The organism is Streptomyces sp. NBC_00525 (genome assembly GCF_036346595.1).
Taxonomy (GTDB): domain Bacteria; phylum Actinomycetota; class Actinomycetes; order Streptomycetales; family Streptomycetaceae; genus Streptomyces.
In genome coordinates, this window is the sequence record NZ_CP107834.1 from 4,001,026 (window position 1) to 4,018,224 (window position 17,199).

The 17,199-nt window shown below is 67.5% G+C and carries 13 protein-coding genes and 1 tRNA gene; 12 read left to right on the plus strand and 2 right to left on the minus strand.

The features are described from left to right. Positions 1–3: 3 nt before the first annotated feature. Positions 4–1,026 (minus strand): adenosine deaminase, encoded by a 1,023-nt coding sequence (locus OG710_RS17925; protein ID WP_330240239.1) that lies wholly within the window; start codon positions 1,024–1,026, stop codon positions 4–6. A gap of 134 nt (positions 1,027–1,160) precedes the next feature. Continuing rightward, entirely contained in the window at positions 1,161–2,387 is a 1,227-nt protein-coding gene (locus OG710_RS17930; RefSeq protein WP_330240240.1) for a pyridoxal phosphate-dependent aminotransferase, read from the minus strand. Positions 2,388–2,612: 225 nt separating this feature from the next. Between OG710_RS17930 and OG710_RS17935 the strand changes: the two genes are divergently transcribed. The 12 genes from OG710_RS17935 to rpsG all read left to right on the plus strand — a co-directional run bounded on the left by OG710_RS17935 (position 2,613) and on the right by rpsG (position 17,188). Next, positions 2,613–2,685, plus strand: a tRNA-Trp gene (locus OG710_RS17935). Between the two features lie 106 nt (positions 2,686–2,791). Further along, complete coding sequence (gene secE / locus OG710_RS17940; RefSeq protein WP_111337297.1) at positions 2,792–3,079, plus strand: preprotein translocase subunit SecE; 288 nt, start codon at positions 2,792–2,794, stop codon at positions 3,077–3,079. 71 nt (positions 3,080–3,150) lie between these two features. Then, positions 3,151–3,969 carry a transcription termination/antitermination protein NusG gene (gene nusG, locus OG710_RS17945; RefSeq protein WP_330240241.1) on the plus strand — a complete coding sequence of 273 codons (819 nt, stop codon included), beginning with the start codon at positions 3,151–3,153 and terminating at the stop codon, positions 3,967–3,969. 175 nt (positions 3,970–4,144) lie between these two features. After that, positions 4,145–4,579: a 50S ribosomal protein L11 gene (gene rplK / locus OG710_RS17950; RefSeq protein WP_111337300.1), complete on the plus strand. Its 435-nt coding sequence runs from the start codon at positions 4,145–4,147 to the stop codon at positions 4,577–4,579. 80 nt (positions 4,580–4,659) lie between these two features. Further along, positions 4,660–5,382, plus strand: coding sequence for a 50S ribosomal protein L1 (rplA, locus tag OG710_RS17955; RefSeq protein ID WP_330240242.1), 723 nt, complete (start codon positions 4,660–4,662; stop codon positions 5,380–5,382). Between the two features lie 158 nt (positions 5,383–5,540). Continuing rightward, complete coding sequence (locus OG710_RS17960) at positions 5,541–6,467, plus strand: hypothetical protein (RefSeq protein ID WP_330240243.1); 927 nt, start codon at positions 5,541–5,543, stop codon at positions 6,465–6,467. A gap of 279 nt (positions 6,468–6,746) precedes the next feature. Next, positions 6,747–7,304, plus strand: a complete 558-nt coding sequence (rplJ, locus tag OG710_RS17965; protein ID WP_111337304.1) for a 50S ribosomal protein L10 — start codon at positions 6,747–6,749, stop codon at positions 7,302–7,304. A gap of 84 nt (positions 7,305–7,388) precedes the next feature. Then, positions 7,389–7,775, plus strand: a complete 387-nt coding sequence (gene rplL, locus OG710_RS17970) for a 50S ribosomal protein L7/L12 (protein ID WP_111337306.1) — start codon at positions 7,389–7,391, stop codon at positions 7,773–7,775. A 597-nt stretch (positions 7,776–8,372) separates the two neighbouring features. After that, positions 8,373–11,858: a DNA-directed RNA polymerase subunit beta gene (gene rpoB, locus OG710_RS17975; protein ID WP_330240244.1), complete on the plus strand. Its 3,486-nt coding sequence runs from the start codon at positions 8,373–8,375 to the stop codon at positions 11,856–11,858. A 130-nt stretch (positions 11,859–11,988) separates the two neighbouring features. Continuing rightward, positions 11,989–15,888: a DNA-directed RNA polymerase subunit beta' gene (locus OG710_RS17980; protein WP_330240245.1), complete on the plus strand. Its 3,900-nt coding sequence runs from the start codon at positions 11,989–11,991 to the stop codon at positions 15,886–15,888. 455 nt (positions 15,889–16,343) lie between these two features. Continuing rightward, a complete protein-coding gene (gene rpsL, locus OG710_RS17985; protein ID WP_003948652.1) occupies positions 16,344–16,715 on the plus strand; it encodes a 30S ribosomal protein S12 in 372 nt (123 codons plus the stop codon). Between the two features lie 2 nt (positions 16,716–16,717). Then, positions 16,718–17,188: a 30S ribosomal protein S7 gene (gene rpsG, locus OG710_RS17990; protein WP_073964452.1), complete on the plus strand. Its 471-nt coding sequence runs from the start codon at positions 16,718–16,720 to the stop codon at positions 17,186–17,188. The last annotated feature ends 11 nt before the right edge of the window (positions 17,189–17,199 follow it).

Sequence of the window (17,199 nt, forward strand, 5' to 3'; positions counted from 1 at the left end):
GGTTCAGACCGAAGGACCGGCCAGCCAGGCGTCCACACCTGCCAGCAGCTCCGCCCGCACCGGCTCGGGCGCCGTGGACCCGCGCACCGACTGGCGGGCCAGCTCGGCCAGCTCCTCGTCCGTGAACGCGTGGTGGCGGCGCACCAGGTCGTACTGCGCGGCCAGCCGGGAACCGAACAGCAGCGGGTCGTCCGCGCCGAGCGCCATCGGCACGCCCGCGTCGAACAGAGTGCGCAGGGGGACATCGGCGGGCTTCTCGTAGACGCCGAGCGCCACATTGGACGCGGGGCACACCTCGCAGGTCACCCCGGACTCCGCCAGCCGGCGCAGCAGCCGGGGGTCCTCGGCCGCCCGCACGCCGTGCCCGACGCGCACGGCGTCCAGGTCGTCCAGGCAGTCCCGGACGCTGGAGGGGCCCGACAGCTCGCCGCCGTGCGGAGCGGCCAGCAGCCCGCCCTCGCGCGCGATGGCGAAGGCCCGGTCGAAGTCGCGGGCCATGCCCCGCCGCTCGTCGTTGGAGAGGCCGAAGCCGACGACGCCCCGGTCCGCGTACCGCACGGCGAGCCGCGCCAGGGTCCGTGCGTCCAGCGGGTGCTTCATCCGGTTCGCGGCGATCACCACCCGGATCGGCAGCCCCGTCGCGCGCGAGGCGGAGTCCACCGCGTCGAGGATGATCTCGATCGCCGGGATCAGGCCGCCGAGCAGCGGCGCGTACGAGGTGGGGTCGACCTGGATCTCCAGCCAGCGGGACCCGTCCGCCACGTCCTCCTGGGCGGCCTCGCGCACCAGGCGCTGGATGTCCTCGGGGGCCCGCAGACAGGACCGGGCGATGTCGTAGAGGCGCTGGAAGCGGAACCAGCCCCGTTCGTCCGTCGCCCGCAATTTGGGCGGCTCGCCGCCGGTCAGGGCCTCGGGCAGCCGCACCCCGTACTTGTCGGCGAGTTCCAGCAGCGTCGTGGGACGCATCGACCCGGTGAAGTGCAGGTGCAGGTGGGCCTTGGGCAACAGACGTACATCACGCTCCATCCCAAGATCCTGCCGCACCGAAGGGGCGGCGCGGTAGCCGCTTTCCCCATCGGAGTGCCCCTCGAACGCGAAAGCGACCCCCGGCCGGGGCCGGGAGTCGCTCGTACGGCGGGGGAGGCGGACCCCCGCCGGGGTTACGCCTTCGCCTCGGCCAGCAGCTTCTGGAGCCGCGAGACGCCTTCGACGAGGTCGTCGTCGCCCAGGGCGTACGACAGGCGCAGATAGCCCGGCGTGCCGAACGCCTCGCCGGGAACGACCGCCACCTCGGCCTCGTCCAGGATGAGCGCGGCCAGCTCGACCGAGGTCGCCGGGCGCTTGCCCCGGATCTCCTTGCCCAGCAGGTCCTTCACCGAGGGGTACGCGTAGAAGGCGCCCTCCGGCTCCGGGCAGAACACGCCGTCGATCTCGTTGAGCATCCGCACGATGGTCCGGCGGCGGCGGTCGAAGGCGGTGCGCATCTCCGCGACCGCGTCCAGGTCGCCCGAGACGGCGGCCAGCGCGGCGGCCTGCGAGACGTTGGCGACGTTCGACGTGGCGTGCGACTGGAGGTTGGTCGCGGCCTTCACGATGTCCTTGGGGCCGACGATCCACCCGACGCGCCAGCCGGTCATCGCGTACGTCTTGGCGACGCCGTTGACGACGATGCACTTGTCGCGCAGCTCGGGCACGACGGCCGGCAGCGAGGTGAACTTCGCGTCCCCGTAGACCAGGTGCTCGTAGATCTCGTCCGTCAGGACCCACAGGCCGTGCTCGACGGCCCAGCGGCCGATCGCCTCGGTGTCGGCCTCGCTGTACACCGCGCCGGTCGGGTTGGACGGGGAGACGAACAGGACGACCTTCGTACGCTCCGTACGGGCCGCCTCCAGCTGCTCGACCGAGACCCGGTAGCCCGTGGTCTCGTCGGCCACGACCTCCACCGGGACGCCGCCGGCCAGCCGGATCGACTCGGGGTAGGTGGTCCAGTACGGCGCGGGCACGATGACCTCGTCGCCCGGGTCGAGGATCGCGGCGAACGCCTCGTAGATCGCCTGCTTGCCACCGTTGGTGACCAGGATCTGGGACGCGTCCACCTCGTAGCCGGAGTCGCGCAGCGTCTTCTCCGCGATGGCGGCCTTGAGCTCGGGGAGCCCGCCGGCCGGGGTGTAGCGGTGGTACTTCGGGGTGCGGCAGGCCTCGACCGCGGCGTCGACGATGTAGCCGGGGGTCGGGAAGTCGGGCTCGCCGGCACCGAAGCCGATCACCGGACGGCCGGCGGCCTTGAGGGCCTTGGCCTTGGCGTCGACGGCGAGGGTGGCGGACTCGGAGATCGCACCGATGCGGGCGGAGACCCGGCTCTCGGACGGAGAAGTAGCAGCGCTCATGCCCCCCATGCTCCCAGACCGTTTTCCTTGTCGGCACACGGGTTTCAGGGACCGGACAGCACTCGGACGGCATGCGGACACGAAGGGGTCCGGAGCGGTCAGGATCTTTCTGTTCGACGCCGGGCCGCTGAGCACGTACACTCACCTGTCGTTGGCCTTCACCAGCCGCACCGTTCCTGCACTCGGGTCTTCCGGGAACATGCGGTAGGTTGGTGGAAACCACAAAGGGTCGTAGCTCAATTGGTAGAGCACTGGTCTCCAAAACCAGCGGTTGGGGGTTCAAGTCCCTCCGGCCCTGCTACACACCCCTTCGCCAGGGGGTGTGCGCATGTACGTACTTCAATGCACCGCCGTGCGGCTCCACCGGGCGCGGCACGGCCACGACCCGGAATCAGGTGAGAAGCGTGACGGACGCCGTGGGCTCCATCGACAAGCCTGATGCCGAGGACGAAGCGCCCGAGTCCAAGAAGAAGGCCCGGAAGGGCGGCAAGCGCGGCAAGAAGGGCCCCCTGGGCCGTCTCGCGCTCTTCTACCGTCAGATCGTCGCCGAGCTGCGCAAGGTCGTCTGGCCGACGCGCAACGAGCTGTCGACGTACGCCACTGTGGTGATCGTGTTCGTGGTCGTCATGATCGGGCTCGTCACTGTGATGGACTTCGGTTTCGCGCGGGTCATCAAGTACGTCTTCGGCTGATCCACGCGAAGGGCGCCTGCTGGGCGCCCCTTTCGCATGTACCACCCATTTGTATCCAGGAAGAAGCCACCGTGTCTGACCCGAACCTGAACGACGCCGGCGAGCCGACGGCGGGCGACTTCGAGTCCGCCGAGAACGAGCTCGACATCGTCGAGGCGGCGGACGCCGAGGAGTCGGACGGGGCCGAGGCCACCGAGACCGACACCGACGAGGCGGCCGCCGAGGAGCCCGCGGACGCCGCCGACGAGGAGGAGGCCGAGCCGGCCGAGCCCGTCGACCCGGTGACCGCCCTGCGCGAGGAGCTTCGCGGACTGCCGGGCGAGTGGTACGTCATCCACACGTACGCCGGTTACGAGAAGCGTGTGAAGGCCAACCTGGAGCAGCGCGCCGTCTCGCTGAACGTGGAGGAGTTCATCTATCAGGCCGAGGTGCCTGAAGAGGAAATCGTCCAGATCAAGAACGGCGAGCGCAAGAACGTCCGCCAGAACAAGCTGCCCGGCTACGTCCTGGTGCGCATGGACCTGACGAACGAGTCCTGGGGCGTCGTCCGCAACACCCCCGGCGTCACCGGCTTCGTGGGCAACGCCTACGACCCGTACCCGCTGACCCTGGACGAGATCGTCAAGATGCTCGCCCCGGAGGCCGAGGAGAAGGCCGCCCGCGAGGCCGCCGAGGCCGAGGGCAAGCCGGCTCCGGCCCGCAAGGTCGAGGTCCAGGTGCTCGACTTCGAGGTCGGCGACTCCGTCACCGTCACCGACGGCCCGTTCGCGACGCTGCAGGCGACGATCAACGAGATCAACGCCGACTCGAAGAAGGTCAAGGGCCTCGTCGAGATCTTCGGTCGCGAGACCCCGGTCGAGCTCAGCTTCGACCAGATCCAGAAGAACTGAGCATTCCGCCCGCTTCTGGACACATGCCTACCGAGCAGGTCAGACAGGCTGTCGAAGCCGGTCTGACCTGCTTGGTTTTTGGTCGCGCAGCTATACCCGTTATCGTTGTGCGGTATGCCTGCATCCGGATGACCGGATGACGGCGAAAACTCTCACTAGGACCCGGAGAGAGCACATGCCTCCCAAGAAGAAGAAGGTCACGGGGCTGATCAAGCTCCAGATCAACGCCGGTGCGGCCAACCCGGCCCCGCCGGTCGGCCCCGCACTGGGTCAGCACGGCGTCAACATCATGGAGTTCTGCAAGGCCTACAACGCCGCGACCGAGTCGCAGCGTGGCATGGTCGTGCCGGTGGAGATCACGGTCTACGAGGACCGCTCCTTCACCTTCATCACCAAGACTCCGCCGGCCGCCAAGCTGATCCTCAAGGCAGCGGGTGTGGACAAGGGCTCCGGCGAGCCGCACAAGACCAAGGTCGCCAAGCTGACGGCCGCCCAGGTCCGCGAGATCGCCACGACGAAGCTCCCCGACCTGAACGCCAACGACCTCGACGCCGCGTCGAAGATCATCGAAGGCACCGCCCGCTCCATGGGCATCACGGTCGAAGGCTGAATCAGCCCCACCCCCTCAGTGGCAGGACCAAGCGCTGGTCCGCACCACGACTCCACACTCTGAAACCATCAGGAGTAGAAGTGAAGCGCAGCAAGAACCTCCGCGCTGCGGACGCCAAGATCGACCGGGAGCGCCTGTACGCCCCGCTCGAGGCCGTCCGCCTCGCCAAGGAGACCGCCACCACGAAGTTCGACGGCACCGTCGAGGTCGCCTTCCGCCTGGGTGTCGACCCGCGCAAGGCCGACCAGATGGTCCGCGGCACCGTGAACCTCCCGCACGGCACCGGCAAGACCGCCCGGGTCCTGGTCTTCGCGACCGGTGACCGTGCTGCGGCCGCGGAAGCCGCCGGAGCCGACATCGTCGGCTCCGACGAGCTGATCGACGAGGTGGCGAAGGGCCGTCTGGACTTCGACGCCGTCGTCGCGACCCCGGACCTCATGGGCAAGGTCGGCCGCCTCGGCCGCGTGCTCGGTCCGCGTGGTCTGATGCCGAACCCGAAGACCGGCACCGTCACCCCCGATGTCGCCAAGGCTGTCACCGACATCAAGGGCGGCAAGATCGAGTTCCGCGTCGACAAGCACTCGAACCTGCACTTCATCATCGGCAAGGTCTCCTTCGACGACACCAAGCTGGTCGAGAACTACGCGGCCGCGCTGGAGGAGGTCCTCCGCCTGAAGCCGTCCGCCGCGAAGGGCCGCTACGTCAAGAAGGCCGCCCTGGCCACCACCATGGGCCCCGGCATCCCGCTGGACCCGAACCGCACCCGTAACCTCCTCGTCGAGGAGGACCCGGCCGCCGTCTGAGCCTCCGCGCTCGTACGACCGTCGCGTCACGTGTGACATAGGGCGGGCCCCGCAACCTTTCGAGGTGCGGGGCTCGTCCTCATTCGTACGTGGACACGACTGTCGGCGCCCTGCACTAGCGTGGGCGATCGAGAGTCGAACGAGGGGTGGAATCGCAGATGCAGAGCAATACCGTACGGCGCGTGGGCCTGGCCGTGGCTGTCGCGGCGGCACTGACCTCCGTCGCTGCCTGTGGCGGCTCCGACGACGCCGGCACGAGCAAGGACGCGGGCAAGAAGAACGACAGCGGCAGTTCCGTGGTGAAGGTCGACCCGATCGCCGCGCTGGTCGCCGTGCAGAAGAAGACCGGCCAGGCGCAGTCGGCCCGCATCGAGGGCGAGACCTCCATGGGCACCATGATGACCATGAAGCAGAAGGGCGTCATGGACTGGTCCGACGGGGTCACCGGCACCATGGAGATCTCGTACACCGGTGGTTCCATGGCCGACACCATGAAGCAGGCCGGTGGCAGCGGCACCATGGAGGCCCGCTACTTCAAGGACGGCTACGCGGCCAACATGGGCGACGCCCTGGCCCAGCAGACCGGCGGCAAGAGCTGGATCAGCTACAGCTACGACGACCTGGCCCAGCTGGCCGGCGCCTCGGGCGCGGTCCTCAAGGACCAGATGCAGAACAGCACCCCCGAGCAGGGCGTGAAGTCGCTGCTGGCCTCCGGTGACGTGAAGAAGGTCGGCCAGGAGGACGTCCGCGGCGTCAGCACCACGCACTACTCCGGCACGGTCGATGTCGCCGACCTGACCGCCAAGAACAGCAGCCTCACCGCCGACGAGCTGGACGCGCTCAAGAAGCAGCTGGCGGACGCCGGAATCACCACGGAGACCATCGACATCTGGGTCGACAAGAACGACCTCCTGGTGAAGAAGACCGAGCGCGGCGAGATGAAGACCGGCGAGCTGAACTCCACGGTCTACTACAGCGACTACGGCACCGAGGTCACGGTGGAACGCCCGCCGGCCGCTCAGACCGTCGACTTCACCGACCTGATGAAGCAGCAGCAGGGGGCCGGCACCGGCGCGGCCTCCTGACCCCCGTACCCGTCACCGAGCCCCGGAGCCGGGCCGATTTGCCCGGCGCGACTTCGGTCGCGTACTCTTCTGCAGAAGCCAAAGACCGCTGGTCGTTGCCCAGATTCCGCAAGGAGTCGGCAACCGAAGGCTCCGTTCATACGGACGACCTGCGCAGGTGACTGTGGAAAGCTCCCGGACTTCGTTTCGGTCGAGCTACGCCCTGGCGCCTGCGCCGGGGCGTTTCGTCTTTCCGGGTCCTTTTGAGCGGTCCTCATCACCCGGAAGGAGGCCGACCCTATGGCGACGCCCGACAAGGCTGCTGCGGTAGCCGAGCTCGCGGACCAGTTCCGCAGCTCGAACGCCGCCGTGCTGACCGAGTACCGGGGTCTCACCGTGGCTCAGCTCAAGCAGCTGCGCCGTTCGCTCGGTGAGAACGCCCAGTACGCCGTGGTGAAGAACACGCTGACCAAGATCGCGGCCAACGAGGCCGGGATCAACACGCTGGACGACCTGTTCGCGGGTCCGACGGCGGTTGCCTTCGTCACCGGTGACCCGGTGGAGTCGGCGAAGGGTCTTCGTGACTTCGCCAAGGAAAACCCGAACCTCATCATCAAGGGCGGTGTCCTTGACGGCAAGGCGCTGTCCGCCGATGAGATCAAGCAGCTCGCGGACCTCGAGTCCCGCGAGGTTCTGCTCGCCAAGCTGGCCGGTGCCATGAAGGGCAAGCAGACTCAGGCTGCGCAGCTCTTCCAGGCGCTGCCGTCGAAGTTCGTCCGCACCGCGGAAGCGCTTCGCGTCAAGCTGGAGGAGCAGGGCGGTGCCGGTACGCCGGCTCCCGCCGAGGCCGCCGAGTAATCACGCTCAGCGGTCCAGCGGGCACCGTGTACGCCCGCCGACACATACATCCGGCACCTGCCGAATAGTGGAAGGACGCCTGTCATGGCGAAGCTGTCCCAGGACGAACTGCTCGCTCAGTTCGAGGAGCTCACCCTCATCGAGCTCGCCGCCTTCGTGAAGGCCTTCGAGGAGAAGTTCGAGGTCACCGCTGCCGCGGCCGTCGCCGTTGCCGCCGGTCCGGCCCAGGGTGGCGGCGACGCCGCCGCCGTTGAGGAGCAGGACGAGTTCGACGTCATCCTCACCGCCGCCGGTGACAAGAAGATCCAGGTCATCAAGGTCGTGCGCGAGCTGACCTCCCTCGGCCTGAAGGAGGCCAAGGACCTCGTCGACGGCGCCCCGAAGCCCGTCCTCGAGAAGGTCGCGAAGGAGGCCGCCGACAAGGCTGCCGAGTCCCTCAAGGGCGCCGGCGCCTCCGTCGAGGTCAAGTGACCCTGAGAGTCCTCTGACTCCCCAGGACACCCGTGCCGCGAGGCACGGAGTCACATCGCGAAAGGCGATCACCCGTTCGGGTGGTCGCCTTTCGGCGTACTGGCGGAGGGTGCCTTGCCCTTCCCGCGTTGACGAGTATGGTGATCTTCGCCGTGCCCTTCACGCGGGGCACGCGGCCGCCGTCGAGGGGCGGTGTCCGCGGGGGCCCGGGGGCCGGTCGGGCCGAGGGGGCCTTGACGAACCGCACGCGGCGCGCAATTCTCAAGGCGCGTCGCCGAATCGATCCGAATCCGAGGCATGGATCGGTGGCGGAGCGGGCAGTAAAGAAGAGCGCACCCCGCGCAGGGCTGGACATAGGTGTTGAGAACAGCTGGTGAGCGATACGTGGGTCTTTGAGAACCCCGACTGGACATCAGTGTGGCACTTGGCTACACTGACCCTTTGCGCTGCCTGTTAGCTGCCTCCTGCCCGTCACCAGGGGCATACCCATCTTGTGCACCGTGAGCCGGACCATCCCTGACCTGGGATATCTGCCCACATGTCCAACCTGGGACCGGTACGCGCGTAGTGAGTCCGAGCCCTCGGAAGGACCCCCTCTTGGCCGCCTCGCGCAACGCCTCGACCGCGAATACGAACAACGGCGCCAGCACCGCCCCGCTGCGCATCTCTTTTGCAAAGATCAAGGAGCCCCTCGAGGTTCCGAACCTCCTCGCGCTGCAGACCGAGAGCTTTGACTGGCTCCTCGGCAACGCCGCCTGGAAGGCTCGCGTCGAGGCTGCTCTGGACAGTGGACAAGATGTCCCCACCAAGTCCGGCCTCGAGGAGATCTTCGAGGAGATCTCCCCGATCGAGGACTTCTCCGGGTCGATGTCGCTCACGTTCCGCGACCACCGCTTCGAGCCCCCCAAGAACTCGATCGACGAGTGCAAGGAGCGCGACTTCACGTTCGCCGCCCCGCTCTTCGTCACCGCCGAGTTCACCAACAACGAGACCGGCGAGATCAAGTCCCAGACGGTCTTCATGGGCGACTTCCCGCTCATGACCAACAAGGGCACCTTCGTCATCAACGGCACCGAGCGTGTCGTCGTGTCGCAGCTGGTCCGCTCGCCGGGTGTCTACTTCGACTCGTCGATCGACAAGACGTCCGACAAGGACATCTTCTCCGCCAAGATCATCCCCTCGCGGGGTGCCTGGCTGGAGATGGAGATCGACAAGCGCGACATGGTCGGTGTCCGCATCGACCGCAAGCGCAAGCAGTCCGTCACCGTCCTCCTGAAGGCGCTCGGCTGGACCACCGAGCAGATCCTCGAGGAGTTCGGCGAGTACGAGTCCATGCGCGCCACCCTGGAGAAGGACCACACCCAGGGCCAGGACGACGCGCTGCTCGACATCTACCGCAAGCTCCGCCCGGGCGAGCCGCCCACCCGCGAGGCCGCGCAGACGCTGCTCGAGAACCTCTACTTCAACCCGAAGCGCTACGACCTCGCGAAGGTCGGCCGCTACAAGGTGAACAAGAAGCTCGGCGCCGACGAGCCGCTGGACGCCGGCGTGCTCACCACCGACGACGTCATCGCGACCATCAAGTACCTGGTCAAGCTGCACGCCGGTGAGACCGAGACGGTGGGCGAGTCCGGCCGCACGATCGTCGTCGAGACCGACGACATCGACCACTTCGGCAACCGCCGTCTGCGCAACGTCGGCGAGCTGATCCAGAACCAGGTCCGTACGGGTCTCGCCCGTATGGAGCGCGTCGTGCGCGAGCGCATGACGACCCAGGACGTCGAGGCGATCACGCCGCAGACCCTGATCAACATCCGGCCGGTCGTCGCCTCCATCAAGGAGTTCTTCGGCACCAGCCAGCTGTCGCAGTTCATGGACCAGAACAACCCGCTGTCGGGGCTCACCCACAAGCGCCGTCTGTCGGCGCTCGGTCCGGGTGGTCTCTCCCGTGAGCGGGCCGGCTTCGAGGTCCGAGACGTGCACCCGTCCCACTACGGACGCATGTGCCCGATCGAGACCCCCGAAGGCCCGAACATCGGTCTGATCGGTTCGCTCGCCTCGTACGGCCGCGTCAACGCGTTCGGCTTCATCGAGACCCCGTACCGCAAGGTCGTCGACGGCCAGGTCACCGACGAGGTCGACTACATCACCGCCGACGAGGAAGACCGTTTCGTCATCGCCCAGGCGAACGCGACGCTCTCCGACGAACTGCGCTTCACCGAGCCCCGTGTCCTGGTCCGCCGCCGCGGCGGCGAGGTCGACTACGTCCCCAGCGACGAGGTCGACTACATGGACGTCTCGCCGCGCCAGATGGTGTCCGTCGCCACCGCGATGATCCCCTTCCTGGAGCACGACGACGCCAACCGTGCCCTCATGGGCGCGAACATGATGCGCCAGGCCGTGCCGCTCATCAAGAGCGAGGCGCCGCTCGTCGGCACCGGCATGGAGTACCGCTGCGCCACCGACGCCGGTGACGTGCTCAAGGCCGAGAAGGACGGTGTGGTCCAGGAGGTCTCCGCGGACTACATCACCGTGACGAACGACGACGGCACGTACACCACGTACCGCATCGCCAAGTTCATGCGCTCCAACCAGGGCACCTCGGTCAACCAGAAGGTCGTCGTCTCCGAGGGCGACCGCGTCATCGAGGGCCAGGTCCTCGCCGACGGCCCGGCCACCGAGCACGGCGAGATGGCGCTCGGCAAGAACCTGCTCGTGGCGTTCATGCCGTGGGAGGGTCACAACTACGAGGACGCGATCATCCTGTCGCAGCGCCTCGTGCAGGACGACGTCCTCTCCTCGATCCACATCGAGGAGCACGAGGTCGACGCCCGTGACACCAAGCTCGGCCCCGAGGAGATCACCCGGGACATCCCGAACGTCTCCGAGGAGGTCCTCGCCGACCTCGACGAGCGCGGCATCATCCGCATCGGTGCCGAGGTCGTCGCCGGCGACATCCTCGTCGGCAAGGTCACGCCCAAGGGTGAGACCGAGCTGACCCCCGAGGAGCGCCTGCTCCGCGCGATCTTCGGTGAGAAGGCGCGCGAGGTCCGCGACACCTCGCTCAAGGTCCCGCACGGCGAGATCGGCAAGGTCATCGGCGTCCGCGTCTTCGACCGCGAAGAGGGCGACGAGCTGCCGCCGGGCGTGAACCAGCTGGTCCGCGTCTACGTCGCGCAGAAGCGCAAGATCACCGACGGTGACAAGCTCGCCGGCCGTCACGGCAACAAGGGCGTCATCTCGAAGATCCTGCCGATCGAGGACATGCCGTTCCTGGAGGACGGCACCCCGGTCGACATCATCCTCAACCCGCTGGGTGTTCCTTCCCGAATGAACCCCGGACAGGTTCTGGAAATCCACCTCGGCTGGCTCGCCAGCCGCGGCTGGGACGTCTCCGGCCTCGGTGACGAGTGGGCCAAGCGGCTCCAGGCCATCGGCGCCGACCAGGTCGCCCCCGGCACCAACGTCGCCACGCCCGTCTTCGACGGTGCGCGCGAGGACGAGATCTCCGGCCTCTTCCAGGCCACGATCCCGAACCGCGACGGCGTCCGCATGGTGCAGCCCTCCGGCAAGGCCCGGCTGTTCGACGGCCGCTCCGGCGAGCCGTTCCCGGACCCGGTCTCGGTCGGCTACATGTACATCCTCAAGCTGCACCACCTGGTCGACGACAAGCTCCACGCCCGCTCGACCGGCCCGTACTCCATGATCACGCAGCAGCCGCTGGGTGGTAAGGCGCAGTTCGGTGGGCAGCGATTCGGTGAGATGGAGGTGTGGGCCCTTGAGGCCTACGGTGCGGCGTACGCCCTCCAGGAACTGCTGACGATCAAGTCCGACGACGTCACCGGCCGCGTGAAGGTCTACGAGGCCATCGTCAAGGGCGAGAACATCCCCGAGCCGGGCATTCCCGAGTCCTTCAAGGTGCTCATCAAGGAAATGCAGTCGCTCTGCCTCAACGTGGAGGTGCTGTCCTCGGACGGCATGTCCATCGAGATGCGCGACACGGACGAGGACGTCTTCCGCGCGGCGGAGGAGCTCGGTATCGACCTGTCCCGGCGCGAGCCGAGCAGCGTCGAAGAGGTCTGACGGGTTGGCCGGCCGGATCTCCGTGATCCGGCCGGCTCTCCCCGGACCCGTTCAGACCATTGCTGAAGTGCCCCGATTCACTCGCGTGACGCGAGGGGGCTCGAACCCCCGAAAGAGGGATTGACGACAAGTGCTCGACGTCAACTTCTTCGACGAGCTGCGGATCGGCCTTGCCACCGCGGACGACATCCGGACCTGGTCCCACGGCGAGGTCAAGAAGCCGGAGACCATCAACTACCGCACCCTCAAGCCCGAAAAGGACGGACTCTTCTGCGAGAAGATCTTCGGTCCGACCCGGGACTGGGAGTGCTACTGCGGCAAGTACAAGCGTGTCCGCTTCAAGGGCATCATCTGTGAGCGCTGCGGCGTCGAGGTCACCCGCGCCAAGGTGCGCCGCGAGCGCATGGGCCACATCGAGCTCGCCGCTCCGGTCACCCACATCTGGTACTTCAAGGGCGTCCCGTCGCGCCTGGGCTACCTGCTGGACCTCGCGCCGAAGGACCTGGAAAAGGTCATCTACTTCGCCGCGTACATGATCACGTTCGTGGACGAGGAGCGCCGCACCCGCGACCTCCCCTCCCTGGAGGCGCACGTCTCCGTCGAGCGCCAGCAGATCGAGAACCGCCGCGACTCCGACCTGGAGAACCGCGCCAAGAAGCTCGAGACCGACCTGGCCGAGCTGGAGGCCGAGGGCGCCAAGGCCGACGTGCGCCGCAAGGTGCGCGAGGGTGCCGAGCGCGAGATGAAGCAGCTGCGCGACCGCGCGCAGCGCGAGATCGACCGCCTCGACGAGGTGTGGAGCCGCTTCAAGAACCTCAAGGTCCAGGACCTGGAGGGCGACGAGCTGCTCTACCGCGAGCTGCGTGACCGCTTCGGCACGTACTTCGACGGCTGCATGGGCGCCGCCGCGCTGCAGAAGCGCCTGGAGTCCTTCGACCTCGAGGAGGAGGCCGAGCGCCTCCGCGAGATCATCCGCACCGGCAAGGGCCAGAAGAAGACCCGTGCGCTCAAGCGCCTCAAGGTCGTCTCCGCGTTCCTGCAGACCAGCAACAAGCCCAAGGGCATGGTGCTCGACTGCGTGCCGGTCATCCCGCCGGACCTGCGTCCGATGGTGCAGCTGGACGGTGGCCGCTTCGCGACCTCCGACCTGAACGACCTGTACCGCCGCGTGATCAACCGCAACAACCGCCTGAAGCGGCTTCTCGACCTCGGCGCGCCCGAGATCATCGTGAACAACGAGAAGCGCATGCTCCAGGAGGCCGTGGACGCGCTCTTCGACAACGGCCGTCGCGGCCGTCCCGTCACGGGCCCCGGCAACCGCCCGCTGAAGTCCCTCAGCGACATGCTGAAGGGCAAGCAGGGTCGCTTCCGTCAGAACCTGCTCGGCAAGCGCGTGGACTACTCCGCGCGTTCCGTGATCGTCGTCGGTCCGCAGCTCAAGCTGCACCAGTGCGGTCTGCCGAAGGCGATGGCGCTGGAACTGTTCAAGCCGTTCGTGATGAAGCGCCTGGTGGACCTGAACCACGCGCAGAACATCAAGTCGGCCAAGCGCATGGTCGAGCGCGGCCGCACCGTGGTGTACGACGTCCTCGAAGAGGTCATCGCCGAGCACCCGGTGCTGCTGAACCGTGCGCCCACGCTGCACCGCCTCGGCATCCAGGCCTTCGAGCCGCAGTTGGTCGAGGGCAAGGCCATTCAGATCCACCCGCTCGTCTGCACCGCGTTCAACGCGGACTTCGACGGTGACCAGATGGCCGTGCACCTGCCGCTGTCCGCGGAGGCGCAGGCCGAGGCCCGCATCCTGATGCTGTCCTCGAACAACATCCTCAAGCCGGCCGACGGCCGTCCGGTCACGATGCCGACCCAGGACATGGTGCTGGGTCTGTTCTTCCTGACCACCGACGGCGAGCTGCGTGACACCAAGGGCGAGGGCCGCGCGTTCGGCTCCACGGCCGAGGCGATCATGGCGTTCGACGCCGGTGAGCTGGCGCTCCAGTCCTCCGTCGACATCCGCTTCCCGGTGGGCACCATCCCGCCGCGCGGCTGGGTGCCGCCGGTCGCCGAGGAGGGCGAGCCCGAGTACCAGCCGGGCGACACCTTCCGGCTGCGGACGAGCCTGGGCCGCGCGCTCTTCAACGAGCTGCTGCCCGAGGACTACCCGTTCGTCGACTACTCGGTCGGCAAGAAGCAGCTCTCCGAGATCGTCAACGACCTCGCCGAGCGCTACCCCAAGGTCATCGTGGCGGCGACGCTCGACAACCTGAAGGCGGCCGGCTTCCACTGGGCGACCCGTTCGGGCGTCACCGTGGCCATCTCCGACGTCGTCGTGCCCGAGGCCAAGAAGGCCATCGTCAAGGGCTACGAGGAGCAGGACGAGAAGGTCCAGAAGCAGTACGAGCGCGGTCTGATCACCAAGGACGAGCGCACGCAGGAGCTCATCAACATCTGGACCAAGGCGACCAACGAGGTCGCCGAGGCGATGAATGAGAACTTCCCCAAGACGAACCCCATCTTCATGATGGTTGACTCGGGTGCCCGAGGAAACATGATGCAGATGCGGCAGATCGCCGGTATGCGTGGTCTGGTATCCAACGCCAAGAACGAGACGATCCCGCGTCCCATCAAGGCGTCCTTCCGCGAGGGCCTCACCGTTCTGGAGTACTTCATCTCCACGCACGGTGCCCGTAAGGGTCTGGCGGACACCGCCCTGCGTACCGCCGACTCGGGTTACCTGACCCGTCGTCTGGTGGACGTCTCGCAGGACGTGATCATTCGCGAGGAGGACTGCGGCACCGACCGCGGCCTCAAGCTGAAGATCGCCGTCAAGGGCCACGACGGTGTGCTGCGCAAGACGGAGGACGTCGAGACCTCGGTCTACGCCCGCATGCTCGCCGAGGACGTCGTCGTCGACGGCAAGGTCATCGCGCCGGCCAACGTGGACCTCGGTGACGTGCTGATCGACGCCCTGGTGGGCGCCGGCGTCGAGGAGGTCAAGACCCGCTCGGTTCTGACCTGCGAGTCCGCGGTCGGCACCTGTGCCTTCTGCTACGGCCGTTCGCTCGCCACCGGCAAGCTGGTCGACATCGGTGAGGCGGTCGGCATCATCGCCGCCCAGTCCATCGGTGAGCCCGGTACCCAGCTGACGATGCGTACCTTCCACACCGGTGGTGTGGCCGGTGACGACATCACCCAGGGTCTGCCGCGTGTCGTCGAGCTCTTCGAGGCGCGTACGCCCAAGGGTGTCGCCCCGATCTCCGAGTCCGCGGGCCGCGTCCGCATCGAGGAGACCGAGAAGACCAAGAAGCTCGTCGTCACCCCGGACGACGGCAGCGACGAGATCGCCTTCCCGATCTCCAAGCGCGCCCGTCTCCTGGTCGGCGAGGGCGACCACGTCGAGGTGGGCCAGAAGCTCACCGTGGGTGCCACCAACCCGCACGACGTGCTGCGCATCCTCGGCCAGCGCGCGGTCCAGGTCCACCTGGTCGGCGAGGTCCAGAAGGTCTACAACTCGCAGGGCGTGTCGATCCACGACAAGCACATCGAGATCATCATCCGGCAGATGCTCCGCCGCGTGACGATCATCGAGTCCGGCGACGCGGAGCTGCTGCCGGGCGAGCTCGTCGAGCGCTCGAAGTTCGAGACCGAGAACCGTCGTGTGGTCACCGAGGGCGGTCACCCCGCCTCCGGCCGGCCGCAGCTGATGGGTATCACCAAGGCCTCGCTGGCGACGGAATCCTGGCTGTCGGCCGCCTCCTTCCAGGAGACGACCCGAGTGCTGACGGACGCGGCGATCAACGCCAAGTCCGACAGCCTCATCGGCCTCAAGGAGAACGTCATCATCGGTAAGCTCATCCCGGCCGGTACGGGCCTGTCCCGCTACCGCAACATCCGGGTCGAGCCGACCGAGGAGGCCAAGGCCGCGATGTACTCGGCCGTCGGCTACGACGACATCGACTACTCGCCGTTCGGCTCTGGCTCCGGCCAGGCCGTTCCGCTGGAGGACTACGACTACGGTCCGTACAACCAGTAAGCGAGTCGCCTGATCCGCCCGGAGGGCGGTCACCCCACCCGGGGTGGCCGCCCTCCGGCGTGTAGTGCGTCACACCGCCGGCCGGGGCGCGGACCCGGTCCCCGGGCACCCTGACCCGCCCGCAGGGTCCGTACGGGCCCCTGGGGCCGCCTCACGGGCCTTCCGGGGGCCGGTGAGGGATAGGGACAAGCCGGGCGGCCGCTTCGGCGCCCCGGGCTGGACGGCATTTGTTTTGACCCAGGTCGGTGAGGTAGGTACGCTCAGACCTTGTGCCTGGGGTGTGCCTGGGTTCGTGTGCGTGTCCTCAACCGCATGGCGAGCCTGTCTTCGGCCACCGTGATCCATGCTCCTCATGCCGTTCCGGTACGGGCTCGCAGGATTCGACACACCCGACCGCGTGGGTCGGTGACGTTCCAGGTTAGTTTCACCGACGGCACACAGAAACCGGAGAAGTAGTGCCTACGATCCAGCAGCTGGTCCGGAAGGGCCGGCAGGACAAGGTCGAGAAGAACAAGACGCCCGCACTCGAGGGTTCGCCCCAGCGCCGCGGCGTCTGCACGCGTGTGTTCACGACCACCCCGAAGAAGCCCAACTCCGCGCTCCGGAAGGTCGCACGTGTGCGTCTGACCTCGGGCATCGAGGTCACGGCCTACATTCCGGGTGAGGGACACAACCTGCAGGAGCACTCCATCGTGCTCGTGCGTGGTGGCCGTGTGAAGGACCTGCCGGGTGTTCGTTACAAGATCATCCGCGGCTCGCTCGACACCCAGGGTGTCAAGAACCGCAAGCAGGCCCGCAGCCGCTACGGCGCCAAGAAGGAGAAGTAAGAATGCCTCGTAAGGGCCCCGCCCCGAAGCGCCCGGTCATCATCGACCCGGTCTACAACTCTCCTCTGGTCACCTCGCTGATCAACAAGATCCTGCTCGACGGCAAGCGTTCCACCGCTGAGCGGATCGTGTACGGCGCCATGGAGGGTCTTCGCGAGAAGACCGGCGCCGACCCGGTCATCACGCTGAAGCGCGCGCTGGAGAACGTCAAGCCCTCGCTCGAGGTCAAGTCCCGCCGTGTCGGTGGCGCCACCTACCAGGTGCCGATCGAGGTCAAGCCCGGTCGCGCCGCCACCCTCGCGCTGCGCTGGGTCGTGGGCTACTCCCGCGCCCGTCGCGAGAAGACGATGACCGAGCGGCTCATGAACGAGCTGCTCGACGCCTCGAACGGTCTTGGCGCTGCCGTCAAGAAGCGTGAGGACACCCACAAGATGGCCGAGTCCAACAAGGCCTTCGCGCACTACCGCTGGTAGTCGCTACCCCC